The sequence below is a fragment of the Streptomyces sp. BB1-1-1 genome (assembly GCF_031597775.1).
GTDB classification, from domain to species: Bacteria; Actinomycetota; Actinomycetes; order Streptomycetales; family Streptomycetaceae; genus Streptomyces; species Streptomyces thinghirensis.
Genome location: NZ_CP134203.1, coordinates 4,949,371 through 4,967,223 on the forward strand (window position 1 = coordinate 4,949,371; position 17,853 = coordinate 4,967,223).

A 17,853-nucleotide genomic window follows, 5' to 3' on the forward strand; every position below is an offset into this window, starting at 1 on the left:
CGATCGGGGGGCCCGCCCTCGAGGGGCGGGCCGGTCCGGCTACTTGGTGCGGTCGGCCGCGTCGTCGGCGCGGAACAGGGCGGCGAGGCGGGTCTCGATCGCCCACGCCCCGACGGCGAGGGCGGCGAGCGACGACAGGGCGGCGACGGCGGCGACGGCGAGCTCGGTCACTTCTCGTCACCCCCCGCGGTGATCGCGGCGAACTGGCGGGCGAGGGTGCCGGTGCGCCACGCTTCCGCGGTCGCCGCCTTGCCGTCCTTGCGCCACGTGAGGGCGTGCGTGCGGGCGCTGGTCGGCTTGATGAGCACGCCCGGTACCTCGACCAGCTCGCCCGACTCGGGGTCGGCCCACTGGGCGGGGCGGGTGCCCTTGCCGTCGAGGCCGAGCTCGAGCGCGGCCATTTCGGCGACCAGCTCGGCGGCGCGCCACTCCTTGACGGTGCGCACGAGTCGGGTCTCGGTGTACTCCTGGCGCCGCTCGGGCCACCGTGCGGCGACCCATCGGGCGAACGCTTCCTCGTCGGTGACGACGGGGCCGACGGTGCCCTTACGGAGTGAGATCGTGGCGACCTGCTGCCCGGTGGGCAGGGTGGCAGCGATCCGCTCGACTCCATCCCGGCGGGCGGCGGCGTCGAGGGCGGCCTGTGTCCGCTTGCGTACGTCCTTCTTGGCGGCGGCGACGCGGGCGGCGAGCAGGTCGAGGGCGGCCTCTTCGATGGCGAGGTCGCGCAGGGACTCGGCCGGCTGCTCCTCGCGGGCCTGCTCCGTGGTCGGCGCGGTGTCGGTGGCGCTCACGCGGCGGCCCCCTGCGCGGCGTCGAGCAGGTCGGCGCGCATCTCGCGCAGCTGCTCGAGGGTGGCCTCGCCCGGCTTCACACCGTGGCGCGAGGTGAACAGCTCGTCGGCCTCGCCGCGGTCGGTGACTCCGGCGTCGGTGGCGGCGGCGTACATGGCGGCGAGGGCGGCGGCGCGGTCGACGCTCGCGGGCGGCGCGGGCGCCGCGCCCTGCTGCTCACCCTTCGGCGGGGCCTGCTGCCCGCGCTGCTGCCCGCCCTGCTGGGCGGCCTCGCGCTTCTGCGCGGCGATCGTGTCGAGGCGGGCGAGGTAGTCGGCCGGCGCCCCGGCCTTCTCCGCGGCGGCGCGCACCTTGGCGAACTCCTCGGGCGTGCGGGCGCGGTGTGCGTCGGTGAGGTAGTCGCGGTTCGGTCCGGCCTGCTGCGGCTGCTGCTCCCACGGGCCCGGTTCGGCGCGGTTGCTGCGGCGTGGCTGCTGCCCGCCCTCGCCCTGCTGGCGCTGCTGCCCGCGCTGCCCGCCGCGGCGCTGCTGGCGCTGCTGGCGCTGTGCCTGCTCGGCGCGGTGCTCGGCCGGCGGCTCCGGGTGGTGGCGGTCGCCGTCGTCGATACTGCGGCTGTCGACAGGCAGCATGAACAGGGTGAACAACAGGTACTTGAGCGCGGCCGACTGTGCCTTGTTGGTGGCCTTGTCGGCGTAGTCGAACGCCTCGCCCGGCACGTCGGCGAGCAGGCAGTCACCCGCGGGCCCATAGATGCGGTACCGCATCGTGATCACGGTGCGCGTCATCTTGCCGTCACGCTGCTGCCGGTGCTCGACGATGCTCGGCAGGATGAACAGGCCGTGAGCGCGCATCGGGCCCGCCATGGCGCTCATCACGTCGTCGATGCCGCGGAAGTTGTAGTTCTGCTGCTCGTTGCGCTGGTCCTTGCCGACGGGCATCGCGGCGGCCATGACGGCGGCGACGACGGCGAACACGCGCGGAGCGTCGGCCGGCGCTCCCTCGGGCGCGGGTATGTAGGCGGTCTCGAGGCGCGGCGCGGGCGCGGGGACGGCGGCGAGGTGCGGGGCGGGCGTGGTCATGCGCGGTGTCCGTTCTGTGCGGTGCGGGCGGCGGCGAGGGGGATCACGTCCGCGAGGGGCTGCTCGGCGGCGCGCACGGCGGCGATCTGGTCGAGCAGGGCGTCGCGGGTGCCGTTGGCGGCGGCGGCGCGCATGGCGCGCTGGTGGTCGGGGGTGTCGGTGACGGCGGCCACGTCGAGGGCGATCACGCGGGCCGCGTGCGAGGCGAGCAGGCGGCCGACGGTGTTCGGGTTCTGCGCGTAGGCGAGCGCGATCACGTCGAGTGACGGGGCGCTAGGGTCGGGGGTCACGTCCGGTGCCTTTCGAGTGGTGGGCGTGGGGGCCGTCCGGGTCGCGTCCGGGCGGCCCGTGGCGTTTCAGGCGGCGGCGCGGTGCGGCGCGGCGGTGGCCTGCTGGCGCTCGAGGCGACGGCACTCGAGGTCGAGCTCGGCGGGGAGTCGGCCGGCGGCGCGGTCGCGGTCGCGCTCGGCGCGGGCCCGGTCGAGGGCGCGGCGGGCGCAGGCGAGGGCCTGCTCGCGGGGGATGACGACGACGGCGGCGGCGCTCATGCGGCGGCCTGCTGTGAGGGCTTGAGTAGCGCGGACGCCGACAGGCCGTAGGCGACCTCGACGGCGGCGGCGACGCGGGCACTGGGTGCCGTTTTGCCGTTCCACAGGCGCCATGCGGTAACCGGTGCAACCTTCAACCGGTCTGCGAGGTCTACGTAACATTCGTCGCCCTTGGCGGCGGCGACGGTGCGCAGGGCAGTGCGGTCGTACACGTGAGCGATCCTTTCTGGTCGGACAGCTGTCCGAACAGAAAGGAAAGTAACACGTAGCTTTCTGAGGTGAAAGTTACGGGGGGTGTCGGTGTAGCGGTAACGCATTGACACTGCGTGGTGACTCGGCAACAATCGGACACGCGTTCGATATAAAGCCGCAGGTCACGGGCCTGCATATGCCGATGGAGGTTGCCCGTGCCTCACCTCGCCATGTCCGAATCCCAACGTGCCGCGATCTGTCACGGCGCGCTAGATTTCACTCATGAAAAACAGCAACGACGACGGCGCGACCGCGGCGAGCTTCGCCGACTGGCTGCGCGACCAGCTGACGCGCCGCGGATACGACCTATCGGGCCTGCGTAGCGGCGGACGTACCGCGTTCGCCGCCGACTCCGGGATCAGCCCTGCGACCGTCGGCCGCATGCTGCGCGGCGACAACGTGACCGACACGCGCGTACTCGGCCTGCTCGCCGCGGCGCTACACGTGCCGCTCGGTGAGGTCCTGGTGCGCGCCGGCATCCTCGACGAACGCGAGCTCGCCTATGTGCGCAACCCACAACCGGGCGAGCGACGCATCACGCCGGAGCAGGCCGCAGCCGAACTCGGCATCGAAGACGAACAGACACGGCGCCTGTTCGTCTCCATGACCGAGACGCTTCAAAGAACGCCACCCCCCAGCGCGGGAGAGGGACACCGCGCCGAGCAATGAACCATGTACGGAGGCACCACAGCATGAGCCGTCGTCACCTGCCCGCCGTCGCTTTCACCCTGCCCGCGAGCGCGTACGCCGTACTGCTCGTCGGCCTGGCCATGGGGGTGATCGGCCTTATCGGCGAGGACGACGACATCATGCGGGCCGGAATGCTGCTCGGCATCGCCGCCCTGCCCGCGCTCATCGTCGGGCACATCCGCCACGCGCACCGCGTCGCCGACGAACAGCTCGCCGACGCGCACCGCGCCGGATACGTGCTCGCCCTCGATCACGTGGCACGCGGCCTGCTCGACCAGCACAACGACACGCCTCCGCACGGACACCGGTACGACCTCGACGACCTCGACGACCGCGAGCTCGCCGCCCGCGTCGTCAGGCTTCACCGCAAGAACAACGGACAGGAACGGCAGGCCGGATGACTCCACCACCCGACACCTTCCGCAGCACGCAAAGCCTCACAGCCGAACCGTGGATCGGCTATATCCGGGTCTCGACCTGGAAAGAGGAGAAGATCAGCGACACCCTGCAACGCACGGCGATCGAGCAATGGGCGGCCCGGACCGGGCGCCGCATCGTCGATTGGGTGATCGACCTCGACGCCACGGGCCGCAACTTCAAACGCAAGATCATGCAAGCCATCACGCGCGTTGAAGCGGGCGAGGCCCGGGGTATCGCCGTATGGCGATACTCGCGCTTCGGCCGCAACCGGACCGGCAACGCGGTCAACCTCGCCCGACTCGAGGCCGTAGGCGGACAGCTGGAGTCCGCCACGGAGGCGACCGACGCGAGAACGGCCGTCGGCGAGCTGCAACGAGAGATGATCTTCGCCTTCGGCAACTTCGAGAGCAACCGGGCCGGCGAGCAGTGGCGCGAGACGCACGAGTACCGGCGCGCCATGAAGCTACCGGCCACAGGGCGGGGCCGCTTCGGGTACATCTGGCACCCGCGGCGCGTCCCCGATCCGGAGGCACCCGGCGGCGTCCGGCTCCAAACCGAGCGCTACGAACTCCACGCCGATCACGCCCCGATCGTCGAAGAACTCTACGAACGCAAGATCGCAGGCGACGGATTCGGCGCCCTCGCGCACTGGCTGAATGACGAACTCGGCATACGCACATCACGCGGCAACCGATGGGGGATCAACACGGTACAGCGGTACCTCGACACAGGGTTCGCCGCTGGTCTGCTGCACACACACGATCCCGAATGCCCCTGCAAGCTGGGGCAAGAGCACTTTTCGGGGTGCCGCAACGGGCGCATGCTCTACCTACCGGGTGCCCAACCACCGATCATCACCCTTGACCAGTGGGAGGGCTACCAGAAGCACCGCGCCGAAACGCGCGTCACGGCACCCCGGGCCCGCGTTGCCACCTACACAACGACGGGCCTCGCACGGTGCGGGAACTGCCGCGGAACGGCCGTAGCACGCTCGAGCAGACGCGCCCGCGGTGACACGCTCGTCTGCTACAACCACCGGAACAAGGGACACGGGGCGTGCGAGCAGGGTCTCTACGTCGCCCGCGCCAAGGTTGAGGCGGCCCTGTTGGACTGGCTACGGCGCGAGGTCGCCGATGACCTCGACGCGCTGCCACCCTCGCCGGACGCGGGCCGCGGCGAGGCCGTCGACCCTGCGGCCCGGATCGCGCAGCAACGAACCCGTACTCAAGCGGAGATCGCCAAGGTAGAGGCGGCCCTCGACCGGCTCGTCACTGACCACGTGATGAACCCGGACAAGTACCCGGCCGAGTCGTTCGAGCGGGTGCGCGACCAGCTCGCCGGCCGTAAGGCGGCCCTACTCGGCGAGTTGGGGAACCTGTCGGCCGTCGAGGAGACTCCGCAGCGCGAACAGGTTGTGTCCCTCGCCGTCGGCGTCGTCGAGGAATGGAAGACCCTCGAGCCTCGCGCCAAAAACGCGATCTTGAAAGAGCTGGTGCGGCGCATCGTGTGCACGGCGCGCAAGGTGGGGCACGGCAAGACCGGACGCCTTGACGTGTCGTTCGAGGTTCATCCCGTGTGGGAACCCGACCCCTGGGCCGACTTGTAGAGCAGGAAGCATGCAGGCACGCTTGATTGTTTCCGTGCCTGCTGCCACTCTCTGAAAGCCGCACATCAGCGCAGAGAAGGGGGCCCGATGCTTGGGTGTCATTTACAGCCGTTGTCCCACATCTACGGCCTGACCGCCCTCATGAACGCCCCGCTGCGGCTCGGCGCCACCGTCGTCGTGCTGCCCCGCTTCGACCTGGAGCAGTTCCTCGCCGCCATCCAGAACCACCGCATCACCAGCCTGTACGTCGCCCCGCCGATCGTCCTCGCCCTCGCCAAGCACCCCCTGGTCGCCGACTACGACCTCTCGTCCCTGAAGTACATCGTCAGCGCCGCCGCCCCCCTGGACGCGAAGCTCGCCACCGCCTGCTCGCGGCGGCTCGGCCTGCCGCCCGTCGGCCAGGCGTACGGCATGACGGAACTCTCCCCGGGCACCCACGTCGTCCCGCTGGACGCGATGAGCGCCGCACCGCCCGGAACCGTCGGCAAGCTGATCGCCGGCACCGAGATGCGCGTCGTCTCCCTCGACGACCCCGGCAAGGACCTCGGCGTCGGCGAGTCCGGCGAGATCCTCATCCGCGGACCCCAGGTGATGAAGGGCTACCTGGGCCGCCCCGACGCCACCGCCGCCATGATCGACGGGGACGGCTGGCTGCACACCGGGGACGTCGGGCACGTCGACGCCGAGGGCTGGCTGTTCGTCGTCGACCGCGTCAAGGAGCTGATCAAGTACAAGGGCTTCCAGGTGGCCCCCGCCGAACTCGAAGCCCTCCTGCTCACCCACCCGGGCATCGCCGACGCGGCCGTCGTCGGCGCCTGCAACGACGACGGGAACGAAGTGCCGCACGCCTTCGTGGTGCGCCGGCCGGACGCGCCCGAACTCTCGGCGGGCGAGATCATGATGTACGTCGCCGAACGCGTCGCCCCCTACAAACGCGTCCGCCGGGTCACCTTCATCGACGGCGTGCCCAGGGCGGCCAGCGGCAAGATCCTCCGCCGGGAACTGCGGGGCCGTTCATGAGCCTCGTCGGCCGCACCCGGGAGCGGAGCGTCGAGACCCTCACCCTCGACTCCCCGCACAACCGCAACGCCCTCTCCGCCGCCCTCGTCGGCGACCTGGCCGCCGCCCTCACCGAAGCCGGCCAGGACACCGGCGTACGCGCCGTCCTGCTCACCCACACCGGCAACACCTTCAGCGCCGGCGCCGACCTGCGCGACCCGCCCGACCCCGACGCCCTCGTCGCCCTGCTCCGGCAGATCGTCGAGCTGCCCAAGCCGGTCGTCGCGCGCGTCGCCGGACACGTCCGCGCGGGCGGCCTCGGTCTGCTCGCGGCCTGCGACATCGCGGGCGCGTCCACCGCGTCGACGTTCGCCTTCACCGAGGTCCGCGTCGGCGTGGCTCCCGCCGTCATCTCCCTCCCGCTGCTGCCCCGCACCGTCCCCCGCGCCCTCGCCCGCCACTACCTCACCGGCGAACGCTTCGACGCCGCCGAGGCCGCCCGGATGGGCCTGGTCACGGCGGCGGGCGACGACGTGGACGCCGTACTGGAACCCGTACTGGACGGTGTGCGTCGCGCCTCACCACAGGCGCTGGCCGAGACGAAACGGCTGCTCACGGCTAGGGTGCTGGAGGCCTTCGACCGGGACGCGGCCGACCTGACCGCGCTCTCGGCCCGGCTGTTCGCCTCCCCGCAGGCCCGCGAGGGGATGACGGCCTTCCTCGAACGACGGGATCCGGAATGGGTGGTGTGAGCGGTGCCGTGAACACGGCCGACCGCGCGGAGCGCGTTCCCAAGCAGGACCGCAGCCGGGCCACCCGGCAACGGCTCCTCGAAGCCGCCGTGGCCTGCCTCGCCGAACACGGCTGGACGGGGTCCACGGTCTCCGTCGTCGCCGAACACGCCGGCGTCTCCCGCGGCGCCGCCCAGCACCACTTCCCGACCCGCGAGGACCTCTTCACGGCGGCCGTGGAGTACGTGGCCGAGGAACGCTCCGTCGCGCTGCGCGCCCTGTTCCCGGAGGGCGCGACGGCGGCGGACCGCCGCGCGGTGGTGGCCGCCCTGGTCGACCTCTACACGGGCCCCCTGTTCCGCGCCGCCCTCCACCTGTGGGTGGCCGCCTCCAACGAGGAGCAGCTGCGCGGCCGGGTGACCGAGCTGGAGGCCCGCGTCGGCCGCGAGACGCACCGCATAGCGGTCGACCTCCTCGGCGCCGACGAGGCCCGCCCCGGCGCCCGGGAAACCGTCCAGGGCCTCCTCGACATGGCCCGGGGTCTGGGCCTCGCGAATCTCCTCACCGACGACGCCGCCCGCCGGGAAGGCGTGATCGAGCAGTGGGCCCGGCTGCTGGACGGGGCGCTGGACTGAGCGACGCCGTTCGGAGTCGCCGGTCGGGCCGCTCACGGACTGAGCCGCTCCACCCGCCAGCCTCCGCCGTCCTCCGCCACGTACCGCAGCCGGTCGTGCAGCCGGTTCTCCCGACCCTGCCAGAACTCCACCGCCCGCGGCACCACCCGGAACCCGCCCCAGTGCGGCGGCACCGGCACCTGCTCACCCTCCGGGTAACGCGCCGCCAGCTCGGCGTACGCGGAGTCCAGGGCGTCCCGGCCCGCCACCACCGCGGACTGGACGCTGGCCCAGGCACCGAGCTGGGAGCCGTGCGGCCGGGTGCGGAAGTACGCGGCGGTCTCGTCCCGCCCGGTCCGCCGCGCGACCCCCGTCACGATCACCTGGCGGGCCATCGGGTGCCAGGGGAACAGCAGCGAGACGTGCGGGTTCTCGGCCAGTTCACGCGCCTTGCGGGAGTCGTAGTTGGTGTAGAAGACGAATCCCTGCTCGTCGAAGTGCTTCAGCAGCACCGTGCGGGAGCCGGGCCGGCCCTCCGCGTCCGCCGTGGAGACGACCATGGCGTTCGGCTCGAAGAGCCCGCCCTCCGTCGCGGCCTGCTTGAACCAGCGCGCGAACTGCTCGACGGGAGTCGCGGCCAGTTCGGTTTCCGCGAGCCCCTCGGCCCGGTACTGCTTGCGCATCGAGGCGAGATCGAAGGGAACGGCGGGGTCGGCTTCGCGATCGGTCACATCGGCCATCCTGCCGTATCCGGGCCGATGCGCCCGTGTCTTATGTCACCCAGTGGCACTGAGTGCCGCAGCCCCTCCCCAAGCGCGGCACTCGGGGATATCGTGCTTGCTCCCGATCCGGTTGGATGACCGCCGACCGTACGGGGCATCACAGGGGTGACCGCCAGGACCGCGAGTCGTCGACACGACCGTGGATCCGACGGACCCGCCCGATCCGACGGTCCTGCCGGATCCCATGGACCGGCGGGCCCATGGGGACGACCGCACCGCCCCCGCACCGGTCGCCACACATCACGATCACGAGGAGCCGCCTGATGTCCGACTTCGTACCCGGGCTAGAGGGAGTCGTCGCGTTCGAGACGGAGATCGCCGAACCCGACAAGGAGGGCGGCGCCCTCCGCTACCGCGGCGTCGACATCGAGGACCTGGTCGGGCACGTCTCCTTCGGCAACGTCTGGGGCCTGCTCGTCGACGGGGCCTTCAACCCCGGCCTGCCGCCGGCGGAGCCCTTCCCGATCCCGGTCCACTCCGGGGACATCCGCGTCGACGTGCAGTCCGCGCTCGCCATGCTCGCACCCGTCTGGGGCCTGAAACCCCTCCTGGACATCGATGCCGAGCAGGCCCGCGCCGACCTCGCCCGCGCCGCCGTCATGGCCCTGTCCTACGTCGCCCAGTCGGCCCGCGGCCAGGGCCTGCCCATGGTCCCGCAACGGGAGATCGACAAGGCGCGGTCCGTCGTCGAACGCTTCATGATCCGCTGGCGCGGCGAGCCCGACCCCAAGCACGTCGCCGCGGTCGACGCCTACTGGACCTCCGCCGCCGAGCACGGCATGAACGCGTCCACCTTCACCGCCCGCGTCATCGCCTCCACCGGCGCGGACGTGGCGGCGGCCCTCTCCGGCGCCGTGGGAGCCATGTCCGGCCCGCTGCACGGCGGCGCCCCCTCCCGCGTCCTGCACATGATCGAGGAGATCGAGCGCACCGGCGACGCCGAGGCCTACGTCAATAAGACCCTCGACGCCGGTGAACGCCTCATGGGCTTCGGCCACCGCGTCTACCGCGCCGAGGACCCCCGCGCCCGCGTCCTGCGCCGCACCGCCCGCGAACTGGGCGCCCCGCGCTTCGAGGTCGCCGAGGCCCTGGAGAAGGCCGCCCTGGCGGAGCTCCACGCCCGCCGCCCCGACCGGGTCCTGGCCACCAACGTCGAGTTCTGGGCCGCCATCATGCTGGACTTCGCCGAGGTCCCGGCCCACATGTTCACCTCGATGTTCACCTGCGCCCGCACGGCCGGCTGGTCGGCCCACATCCTGGAACAGAAGCGCACCGGCCGCCTGGTCCGCCCCTCCGCCCGCTACGTGGGCCCGGGCTCCCGCGACCCGCGCGACATCGAGGGCTACGCCGACATCGCGGACTGACGAGTCCCGTAGAACGCAGACGACCCGCGAGTCTGGTTCCTCCAGTGGAGGAGCCGGCCGGACTTACCGGCGACTCGCGGGTCGGGTGACTGCTTGGGATTGGGCCGGCTGCACGCGTCTTTCACGCGCTGGTCCGGCACCGCACTCGGTGTGGTGACGGGCCGCTAGCCCGCAGCCACCTCACGCGTCCGGTTCTCATACATCTGCCGAACCACCTCCCTTCTTGTGTACTCCACACCCTAGGAACCGGTCGGCCGCCGAGCAATCGGTTTTTTCCCCCTCATGACGGGGGCGTATGCGGAGTTTCCGCAGTACAACGATTTCTGCAATCTTGCGGGAACTCGATGTGTGCTGCATCACGTTCGAGTTGAATGAAGGCCAGTGAGCGAACCGACGTACCGTACGGCGGACGCAGCCTGCAGGGGGTCCAGGTGAGTGCTTCCCGGCGTAGTGGGACCACCGACGAGCTGGGACCGGACGAACCGGAACAGCCCGAGCGGGACGGCGCGGACCTGTTGGCCGCGCTCCTCGACGGGATGGACGCCGCCCTGTGCGCCTTCGACGCGCAGGGCATCGTCACCCATTGGAACCGCGAGGCGGAGCGGATCCTGGGCTGGACCGCGGCCGAGGCCGTGGGGCGGCAGGGCTTCGCCGGGTGGGCCGTGCGCCGGGCGGACGCCGGGGAGGTCGAGGAGCGGCTGCTGTCCGCGATGCGGGCCCCGGGGCGGCAGGTGCACGAGTTCGCGCTGCTGACCAAGGACGGTGGGCGGGTGCTGGTGCGCACCCAGTCCGCGGCCGTACGCGGTCCCGACGGCAGGCCCGCGGGGGTGTACTGCGCGTTCAGCGAGGTGCACGCGCAGATCGACCTGGAGCGGTCCATCGCGCTGAGCGAGGCCCTGCTGGAGGATGCCAGCTGGGGTGTCGTGCTGGTGGACGTGGACCTGCGCCCCGCCGTCGTGAACGCCCACGCGGCGCGTGCGCTGGGCGCCGGGCGCACATCCGTACTGGGCCGGCCGCTCGGGGATCTGCTCGCCCAGGGCGTGGAGGAGCTGGAGAACGCGCTGACGCACGTGCTGGCGGAGGGCGCGCCGCCCGCGCCCGCCGAGGTCTGGGTGAGCGTGCGCACCCCGGAGGGCGAGCGGCGCCGGTGCTGGCGCAGCGGGTTCGTGCGGCTGGCGTCTCCGCTGGCGGAGGAGCCGGTGCCGCTGGGCGTCGGCTGGCTGTTCGAGGACATCACCGAGGGCAAGCAGGCCGAGCAGGAGGCGGCCCTGCTGCGCTTCCGCGGCAACCAGCTGCACCGCGCGGCGCGTGCGGCGGCCGAGTGCGAGGACCCGGCGGAGGCGGCGGTCGTCCACCTCGACTTCGCGCTCGCCGGGTTCGCCGACCACGCCCTGATCGACCGGGTCGTGGGCGGGGCGGTGGCCGACACCGACGCGTCGGAGCCGGTCCGGCTGGTCCGGGTCGCGGCCACGCCGTCCGGCGCGCCCGGGCCGAGCGTGCCGACCGGGACGGCCGGGATGCCGGTGCGCTACGGCGAGATGCATCCGGCGGTGCAGTGCGTGGAGCGGGCGGGTTCGGTGCGGGCCAGCGCCGGCGTCCGGGCGGTGCAGGCCGAGCAGGTGCGCGAGTGGGCCGCGGCCCGGCAGTGGCCGGCGGACACGGTGCACGGCCTGTGCGCGGTGCTGCGCAGCCGGGGCCGGACGCTGGGCGTTGTCACGTTCCTGCGGGGCGCCGGACGAAGCGCGTTCGAACGCCCCGACGCGATGTACGCCGAGGACGTGGCGGTCCGCATCGCGACGGCACTGGACCTGGCCGGGGCGGTGGAGAAGCGGTAGCGGAGGGCGCGGGACGACCGGGGCCGACCTGGGCCCGGTCCCGGACGGGGCCCTTGCGGGGCCTGGGCTGCGGGCCTGGGCGGCGTGGTGGAGAAGCGGTAACGGAGGGCGCGGGACGGCCAGGGCCGACCTGGGCACTGGCCCTGGACGGCGCCCTTGCCGGGGGCCCGGGCGGCAGGCCCGGCGCGGCGGCGGTAGCGGAGGGCGCGGGACAGGCGGGGCGGACGTTGGCACCGGTCCCGGACGGCGCCCTTGCGGCGCCCGGGCGGCGAGCCCGGCGCGGCCGCGGGGGGCTCGCCGCCCGGCCAGGTCTGTGACGGCGGGTCCCGCCAGGCACCGCGCGGTGGTGCTCTGCGGGTTCGGGTGAGGGCCGTGCGGCGCGCCGCACGCCCCGCGCCGGGCTGCTCCGCGCCGTACGCCCCGCGCCGTACGCCCCGCGTTGGGCTGCCCCGCGCCGTCGCCCCCGCCTCGCGGTAGTCGTTCAGCGGCGGTAGAAGATCCGGTCCCGGTACTGCTCCAGTACGCGTCCGTTCCACTCGTGGCCGCCGTCCACGTTGCCCGAGCGCAGCAGCGGGGGCTCGATGCCCCGGTCGGCGAGGGTGGCGGCCGTCGTGGCCATCACGGCCTGGAGGAGGGCGCTGGTGACGACCGTGGAAGCGGGTGCGAAGGGCGCCGGGACGGTGTCGAGGGTGAGTTCCGCGTCGCCGACGGCGATCTTGGAGTCCAGCACGATGTCGCAGTGGTCCTTGAGGAAGGTCCCGGAGGTGTGCCGCGACTTGGTCTGCGAGGCGTACGCCACCGAGGTCACGCCGATGACCCGTACGCCGAGCGCGCGGGCGTTCAGGGCCATCTCCACGGGCAGGGCGTTGCGCCCGGAGAGGGAGATGATCACCAGGGCGTCGCCCTCGCGCAGCGGCGAGGAGTCCAGTACGGCGCTCGCGAGGCCGTCGACGCGTTCCAGCGCGGAGCCGAGCGTCGCCGGCATCACGTCCACGCCGACGACGCCGGGCACGGCGAGCAGGTTCATCAGGGCGAGTCCGCCGGCGCGGTAGACGACGTCCTGGGCCGCGAGGGAGGAGTGACCGGCGCCGAAGGCGAAGAGCCGGCCGCCGTTCTGCACCGTGTCGGCGAGCAGCGTGCCGGCCGCCTCGACGGTGTCGGCCTCCTCGTCGCGGACGCGTCGCAGGAGGTCGATCGCGGCGTCGATGAACTGGCCGGCCGGCTTGCGGTCGCTCATGCGGGACCCCTTCGGTGTGGCTGCGTCGCGGATCACCGTGCGGTCTGGACCAGTGCGGTGTCAATACGGCGTCAACGCGGCACAGCGGGCCGTGCGGGCCCGGGTTTCCACGGCGAGGCACGGTTGTCGGTGGTATGCGTCAGAATTGAATGCAGGGCCAGCGCACGCGCCGGTGGGCCGTAGCCTCCGGCAATCTCATCAAGGGGCACGAATGTCCGGACTGATCGACACCACGGAGATGTATCTCCGCACCATCCTCGAGCTGGAGGAGGAAGGTGTGGTCCCCATGCGCGCCCGGATCGCCGAGCGGCTCGACCAGAGCGGCCCGACGGTCAGCCAGACGGTGGCGCGGATGGAGCGCGACGGTCTGGTGTCCGTGGCGGCCGACCGGCATCTGGAGCTGACCGACGAGGGCCGTCGGCTGGCCACCCGCGTGATGCGCAAGCACCGGCTCGCGGAGTGCCTGCTCGTCGACGTGATCGGCCTGGAGTGGGAGCAGGTGCACGCCGAGGCCTGCCGCTGGGAGCACGTGATGAGCGAGGCCGTCGAGCGCCGCGTGCTGGAGCTGCTGCGGCACCCGACCGAGTCGCCGTACGGGAACCCGATCCCGGGCCTGGAGGAGCTGGGCGAGACGGACATCGCCGACCCGTTCCTGGACGAGGGCATGGTGTCCCTCGCCGACCTGGACCCGGGGCCGGAGGGCAAGACGGTCGTCGTGCGCCGTATCGGCGAACCGATCCAGACGGACGCGCAGCTGATGTACACACTGCGCCGGGCGGGCGTGCAGCCCGGTTCGGTGGTGAGCGTGACGGAGTCGGCGGGCGGCGTGCTGGTGGGCAGCGGCGGCGAGGCGGCCGAGCTGGAGGCGGACGTCGCCTCCCACGTGTTCGTCGCCAAGCGCTGAGCGGTCGTCGGGCCGTTGGTCGTCGGGTCGTCAACTTCCCGCCACGCGAGGGGGATTTGCGCCACCGAGCCGATCCCGTCGTTTCCGAGATTCAGTGCGCCGAATCGCAGCGCCCGAACGCTTCGCGTGCAAGGCTGTCGCGCGAGGCATATGACGTGCGGGGGCTCTTGGCCGTGGCCTGACAGCGATGTCGCCAGGTCGGAGAGGCCGGACGGAGAGGGGTGGGGCGTGCCGGAGAGATGGAGAGGGCCCCGGCGCCTTGCGGCGCCGGGGCCTGTCCTCCCCTGTGCTGACCCGGAGCCCCGAGCTCTCAGGGTCAATCCCCTCGGACCGTTTTCCCCGAGCGGTCCGCCTCCCGTTGAAGATCTCCCCCCGGCGGCGGCGATCAATCCCTGAGAGGTGTCACTCGAATGAGGGGTGTTGCCCGCCGGAACGGCATTCTCGAATAGGCATTCGATACTCTGCGGATATCGATCGGTCGCGGACACCACGGCGGGTGTCGCGGACACACGGCAGGTACGGCAAGGCACGGCAGGCAGAACACGGTTCACAGGACCGGCCGGCCCGGCAGGGGCGGGCGGTCCGAGCGGAGCTTGGGGGTGCCAGGACCTATGGCGCGGCGCATCGACGTGACCGGCGCGGGCGGCGTACGCCTCGCGGCCTGGGAGTTCGGCGACCCTCCCAAGACCGACCACCGGACGCATGACACGGCGTCGGGGGACGCGGCCCCGACGGACCCGGTCCGGGGGAGTGCCGCGTACGGGGCCGGTGACCTGCCGGGCGTGCTCTTACTGCACGGCCTGATGGGGCGCGCCTCGCACTGGGCCCCCACCGCCCGCTGGCTCTCCGAGCGACACCGGGCCGTCGCCCTCGACCAGCGCGGCCACGGCCGCAGCGACAAGCCCCCGCGGGCGTCCTACACCCGCGAGGCCTACGTCGAGGACCTGGAGGCCACCCTGGAGCAGCTCCGCCTCGGCCCGGCCGTCCTGATCGGCCACGCCATGGGCGCGCTGACCGCCTGGCAGCTGGCCGCCAAACGCCCCGACCTGGTCCGCGGCCTGATCATCTGCGACATGCGGGCCTCCGCGCTCGGCGCCGCCTCGCAGCACACCTGGACCGAGTGGTTCCGCGCCTGGCCGGTCCCCTTCGCCACGCTCGCCGACGTACGCAAGTGGTTCGGCGAGGACGACCCGTGGGTGGAGCGGCCGAACCCGGCCCGGGGCGCGTTCTACGCCGAGGTGATGGCCGAGTCCCCGGACGGCTGGCGCCCCGTCTTCGAGCCGGAGCAGATGCTCAGGTCCCGCGAGACCTGGGTCTACGACGCCCACTGGGAGGAGCTGGCCCAGGTGCGCTGCCCGACCCTGGTCGTCCGCGGCCTCGACGGCGAGCTGGGCCGGGCCGAGGCGCAGGAGATGGTCCGCGTGCTGCCCCGCGGCCAGTACGCGGAGGTCGCCGACGCCGGCCACCTCGTCCACTACGACCAGCCGGAGGCGTGGCGGGCGGCCATCGAACCCTTCCTGGACTCCCTCCGGGAAAGCTGACCGACCCCGGGACGCCCCGTCACCCCTTGCTGACCGCCGTCAGGATCTCCGGCAGCCGCCCCGCCGTGCGCGGCGCGGCCAGCCGCAGACCGAGCAGCGTCAGCGCGGCGCCGTACACCGCGCCCACCGGGAGCAGCGGCCAGCCGCCGTCGCCGCCCTCGCGCACGTTCAGCCAGATCGTCAGCGCGATCACCGGAGCGCACAGCAGGGCCGCGCCGACCATGCCGCCGAAGATCGAGATCCAGGCCAGCCCGACCTGGCCGGGGGCGACGTTCTTGTACCCCTCCTGCGGGATGGAGTACGGGAAGCGCGCCGAGGTCCACGCGCCGGTCGCCAGCATCGCGCCGAGCAGCGCGAAGGACAGGCCGAGCGCCTCGGGCAGTGTCCGCCAGTCGTCGAGTATCGCCGTGGTCAGGACGGTGACGAGGGTGGCGTACGGCAGGGTGATCAGCAGCAGGGCCAGCGCGCGGGCGCGCAGCTCGACGTACGCGTCCCGAGTGGAGGAGATCGTCATCGCGACCATCCAGAACGCGGACGTGTCCTGCCCGAACTGGTTGTACATCTGGATGCCGAGCATCCCGGCGGCGAAGCAGGCGAAGTAGACCGAGCCGGTGCCCTGCCAGGCGTTGAACACCGGCACGATCAGACCGATGGCCAGCGAGGTCACCCAGGCCGCCTTGGTCTTGGGGTCGCGCCACACGTACCGCAGGGCGCGCTCCATGGTGGTGCCGGTGCGGCCCGCGGGAAGCAGCCGGGCGAGTCCGGCCGAGCCGCGCTCGCGGACCGGCCGGGTGTCGCTCTGCAGGGTGGAGCCGTCGGGCGTGGTCATCAGCCGCGTCAGGTGGCGCTCCCACACCCACAGCAGCAGCACCAGGGCCACCGCGGTCAGCGCCAGCTGGGCGAGCGCGATGCCGTACGACCCGTCGCTCGCCGCGTCCATCGCGCCGATCGCCGACGCGGGCGGCACCCAGCGCAGCACGGCCGCCGCCGGGTCGAGCTGCTCCAGTCCCGACGAGCCGAGCCGCTGCGCCCCGAAGTTGACGAGCTGCGCCCCGATCGCGACGACCAGCCCGCTCAGCACCGCGAGGTCGCGTCCCTTGCGGCTGGTCAGCAGCCGCACGTTGGCGGCGGCGACGGCCCGGGCGAGGGTCACGCACACCAGCAGCGCGAGGACGGCGCCGACGACTCCGACGGCGTACGCCGCCCCGCCGTGCGCGACCGCGACCACGGAACCGGCGAACATGCACAGCGTGAACAGCGGCCCGATGCCCACGAGCGACGCCGTGAGCAGCGCCCGGACCAGCGGGCGGGGCCGCAGCGGCAGCATCACCAGCCGGGTCGGGTCGAGCGTCTCGTCGCCGCCGGGGAAGAACAGCGGCATCACCGCCCAGCCGAGGCCCAGCACCGCCGCCAGCAGGACGACCAGCGAGTCCACGTGCGCGTATCCGCGCAGCGCGATCAGACCGATCAGCTGGAGCGCGGCGAAGAGCAGCACGACGACGGCCGAGGCGATGTAGGCGGCCCGCCGGCCACCGGACTGCCGCAGCCCGTTGCGCAGCAGGGACAGTTTCAGCCGTACGAAGACGGACGTGACGGAGGCAGGGGCCGGGGCGGCCGGGGCGGACGCGGCCTCGGCGCTCACCGGGAACCGCCGCCCAGCCAGTCCAGGTCGGAACCGGCGTCGCGGGCCCCGGCGCCGACGAGTTCGAGGAACGCCTGCTGCAACGAGGCCGCCTCGCCGCGCACCTCGGCGAGTGTGCCGGTGGCGCGGATGCGGCCGGCGGCCATGACGGCCACCCAGTCGCACAGCGACTCCACCAGCTCCATGACGTGGGAGGAGAAGACGACGGTGGCCCCGGAGGCGGTGTAGCGCTCGAGGACGCCCCGGATGGTCTGGGCGGATACCGGGTCGACGCCCTCGAACGGCTCGTCCAGGAACAGCACTTCGGGGTTGTGCAGCAGCGCGGCCGCGAGCCCGGTCTTCTTCCGCATGCCGGTCGAGTAGTCGACGACCAGCTTGTGCTGGGCTCCGGACAGGTCGAGCACGTCGAGCAGCTGCGTGGCCCGCTTGTCCACCTCGGACCCGGGCAGTCCGCGCAACCGTCCCGTGTAGGCGAGCAGTTCGCGCCCGGACAGCCGCTCGAACAGTCGCAGTCCCTCGGGCAGCACCCCGATGCGGGCCTTCACCTCCACCGGATCACGCCACACGTCGTGCCCGACGACCTCGACCGACCCCTGATCCGGCCTGAGCAGCCCCGTCACCATGGACAGGGTGGTGGTCTTCCCCGCCCCGTTCGGCCCGACGAGCCCGATGAACTTGCCCGCGGGCAGCTCCAGATCGATCCCGCCCACGGCGGCCTGCTGCCCGAACCGCTTCCAGAGCCCCTGCACACGTACGGCGCTACCAGCCACCACGTCTCCCTCCGTCGAGTCGAAACCCTACGGGGGAACGGGCCT

19 protein-coding genes and 1 pseudogene are annotated in these 17,853 nt (G+C 72.6%); 10 read left to right on the forward strand and 10 right to left on the reverse strand.

Annotated elements, in window-relative coordinates:
- Positions 1-39: 39 nt before the first annotated feature.
- The 6 genes from RI578_RS22865 to RI578_RS22890 form a co-directional block, all read right to left on the reverse strand.
- Complete coding sequence (locus RI578_RS22865) at positions 40-171, reverse strand: hypothetical protein (RefSeq protein WP_310872810.1); 132 nt, start codon at positions 169-171, stop codon at positions 40-42.
- The gene (locus tag RI578_RS22870; RefSeq protein ID WP_310872811.1) at positions 168-794 is read right to left on the reverse strand and encodes a hypothetical protein; all 627 of its coding nucleotides are present in this window, start codon (positions 792-794) and stop codon (positions 168-170) included. The genes RI578_RS22865 and RI578_RS22870 overlap by 4 nt, the downstream gene beginning before the upstream one ends.
- The gene (locus RI578_RS22875; RefSeq protein WP_310872812.1) at positions 791-1,873 is read right to left on the reverse strand and encodes an ERF family protein; all 1,083 of its coding nucleotides are present in this window, start codon (positions 1,871-1,873) and stop codon (positions 791-793) included. The genes RI578_RS22870 and RI578_RS22875 overlap by 4 nt, the downstream gene beginning before the upstream one ends.
- Positions 1,870-2,163: a hypothetical protein gene (locus RI578_RS22880; protein ID WP_310872813.1), complete on the reverse strand. Its 294-nt coding sequence runs from the start codon at positions 2,161-2,163 to the stop codon at positions 1,870-1,872. Before RI578_RS22880 ends, RI578_RS22875 begins: the two co-directional genes overlap by 4 nt.
- Before the next feature lie 66 nt (positions 2,164-2,229).
- Positions 2,230-2,421: a hypothetical protein gene (locus RI578_RS22885; protein ID WP_310872814.1), complete on the reverse strand. Its 192-nt coding sequence runs from the start codon at positions 2,419-2,421 to the stop codon at positions 2,230-2,232.
- Positions 2,418-2,633: an XRE family transcriptional regulator gene (locus tag RI578_RS22890; RefSeq protein ID WP_310872815.1), complete on the reverse strand. Its 216-nt coding sequence runs from the start codon at positions 2,631-2,633 to the stop codon at positions 2,418-2,420. The genes RI578_RS22885 and RI578_RS22890 overlap by 4 nt, the downstream gene beginning before the upstream one ends.
- Before the next feature lie 262 nt (positions 2,634-2,895).
- Here RI578_RS22890 and RI578_RS22895 point away from each other — a divergent pair, with 262 nt between their 5' ends.
- The 6 genes and pseudogenes from RI578_RS22895 (at position 2,896) to RI578_RS22920 (ending at position 7,754) form a co-directional block, all read left to right on the forward strand.
- Positions 2,896-3,342 (forward strand): helix-turn-helix transcriptional regulator, encoded by a 447-nt coding sequence (locus RI578_RS22895; protein WP_310872816.1) that lies wholly within the window; start codon positions 2,896-2,898, stop codon positions 3,340-3,342.
- A 23-nt stretch (positions 3,343-3,365) separates the two neighbouring features.
- Positions 3,366-3,764, forward strand: a complete 399-nt coding sequence (locus RI578_RS22900; RefSeq protein ID WP_310872817.1) for a hypothetical protein — start codon at positions 3,366-3,368, stop codon at positions 3,762-3,764.
- Positions 3,761-5,389: a recombinase family protein gene (locus RI578_RS22905; protein ID WP_310872818.1), complete on the forward strand. Its 1,629-nt coding sequence runs from the start codon at positions 3,761-3,763 to the stop codon at positions 5,387-5,389. The genes RI578_RS22900 and RI578_RS22905 overlap by 4 nt, the downstream gene beginning before the upstream one ends.
- A gap of 108 nt (positions 5,390-5,497) precedes the next feature.
- A pseudogene (locus RI578_RS22910) lies at positions 5,498-6,409 on the forward strand (AMP-binding protein); the annotation flags it as partial.
- Positions 6,406-7,140, forward strand: a complete 735-nt coding sequence (locus RI578_RS22915; protein WP_310872819.1) for an enoyl-CoA hydratase family protein — start codon at positions 6,406-6,408, stop codon at positions 7,138-7,140. The pseudogene RI578_RS22910 and the gene RI578_RS22915, both read left to right, overlap by 4 nt.
- Positions 7,128-7,754, forward strand: coding sequence for a TetR/AcrR family transcriptional regulator (locus tag RI578_RS22920; RefSeq protein WP_310872820.1), 627 nt, complete (start codon positions 7,128-7,130; stop codon positions 7,752-7,754). The genes RI578_RS22915 and RI578_RS22920 overlap by 13 nt, the downstream gene beginning before the upstream one ends.
- Before the next feature lie 32 nt (positions 7,755-7,786).
- Here RI578_RS22920 and pdxH read toward each other — a convergent pair whose 3' ends face one another.
- Positions 7,787-8,473: a pyridoxamine 5'-phosphate oxidase gene (gene pdxH, locus RI578_RS22925; protein WP_310872821.1), complete on the reverse strand. Its 687-nt coding sequence runs from the start codon at positions 8,471-8,473 to the stop codon at positions 7,787-7,789.
- Positions 8,474-8,778: 305 nt separating this feature from the next.
- Here pdxH and RI578_RS22930 point away from each other — a divergent pair, with 305 nt between their 5' ends.
- Both RI578_RS22930 and RI578_RS22935 read left to right on the forward strand, forming a co-directional pair.
- Entirely contained in the window at positions 8,779-9,879 is a 1,101-nt protein-coding gene (locus RI578_RS22930; RefSeq protein WP_310872822.1) for a citrate synthase 2, read from the forward strand.
- Between the two features lie 431 nt (positions 9,880-10,310).
- Positions 10,311-11,714, forward strand: coding sequence for a PAS domain-containing protein (locus tag RI578_RS22935; RefSeq protein ID WP_310872823.1), 1,404 nt, complete (start codon positions 10,311-10,313; stop codon positions 11,712-11,714).
- 481 nt (positions 11,715-12,195) lie between these two features.
- On the opposite strand, the gene RI578_RS22940 is transcribed toward RI578_RS22935, so the two are convergent.
- Positions 12,196-12,951, reverse strand: coding sequence for an SIS domain-containing protein (locus tag RI578_RS22940; protein WP_310872824.1), 756 nt, complete (start codon positions 12,949-12,951; stop codon positions 12,196-12,198).
- A 211-nt stretch (positions 12,952-13,162) separates the two neighbouring features.
- Here RI578_RS22940 and RI578_RS22945 point away from each other — a divergent pair, with 211 nt between their 5' ends.
- A complete protein-coding gene (locus RI578_RS22945) occupies positions 13,163-13,855 on the forward strand; it encodes a metal-dependent transcriptional regulator (protein ID WP_121747618.1) in 693 nt (230 codons plus the stop codon).
- A gap of 611 nt (positions 13,856-14,466) precedes the next feature.
- Entirely contained in the window at positions 14,467-15,396 is a 930-nt protein-coding gene (locus RI578_RS22950; protein ID WP_310872825.1) for an alpha/beta hydrolase, read from the forward strand.
- Positions 15,397-15,415: 19 nt separating this feature from the next.
- Here RI578_RS22950 and RI578_RS22955 read toward each other — a convergent pair whose 3' ends face one another.
- The gene (locus RI578_RS22955) at positions 15,416-17,038 is read right to left on the reverse strand and encodes a transporter (RefSeq protein ID WP_310872826.1); all 1,623 of its coding nucleotides are present in this window, start codon (positions 17,036-17,038) and stop codon (positions 15,416-15,418) included.
- The gene (locus RI578_RS22960) at positions 17,035-17,811 is read right to left on the reverse strand and encodes an ABC transporter ATP-binding protein (protein ID WP_310872827.1); all 777 of its coding nucleotides are present in this window, start codon (positions 17,809-17,811) and stop codon (positions 17,035-17,037) included. The genes RI578_RS22955 and RI578_RS22960 overlap by 4 nt, the downstream gene beginning before the upstream one ends.
- Between the last annotated feature and the right edge of the window lie 42 nt (positions 17,812-17,853).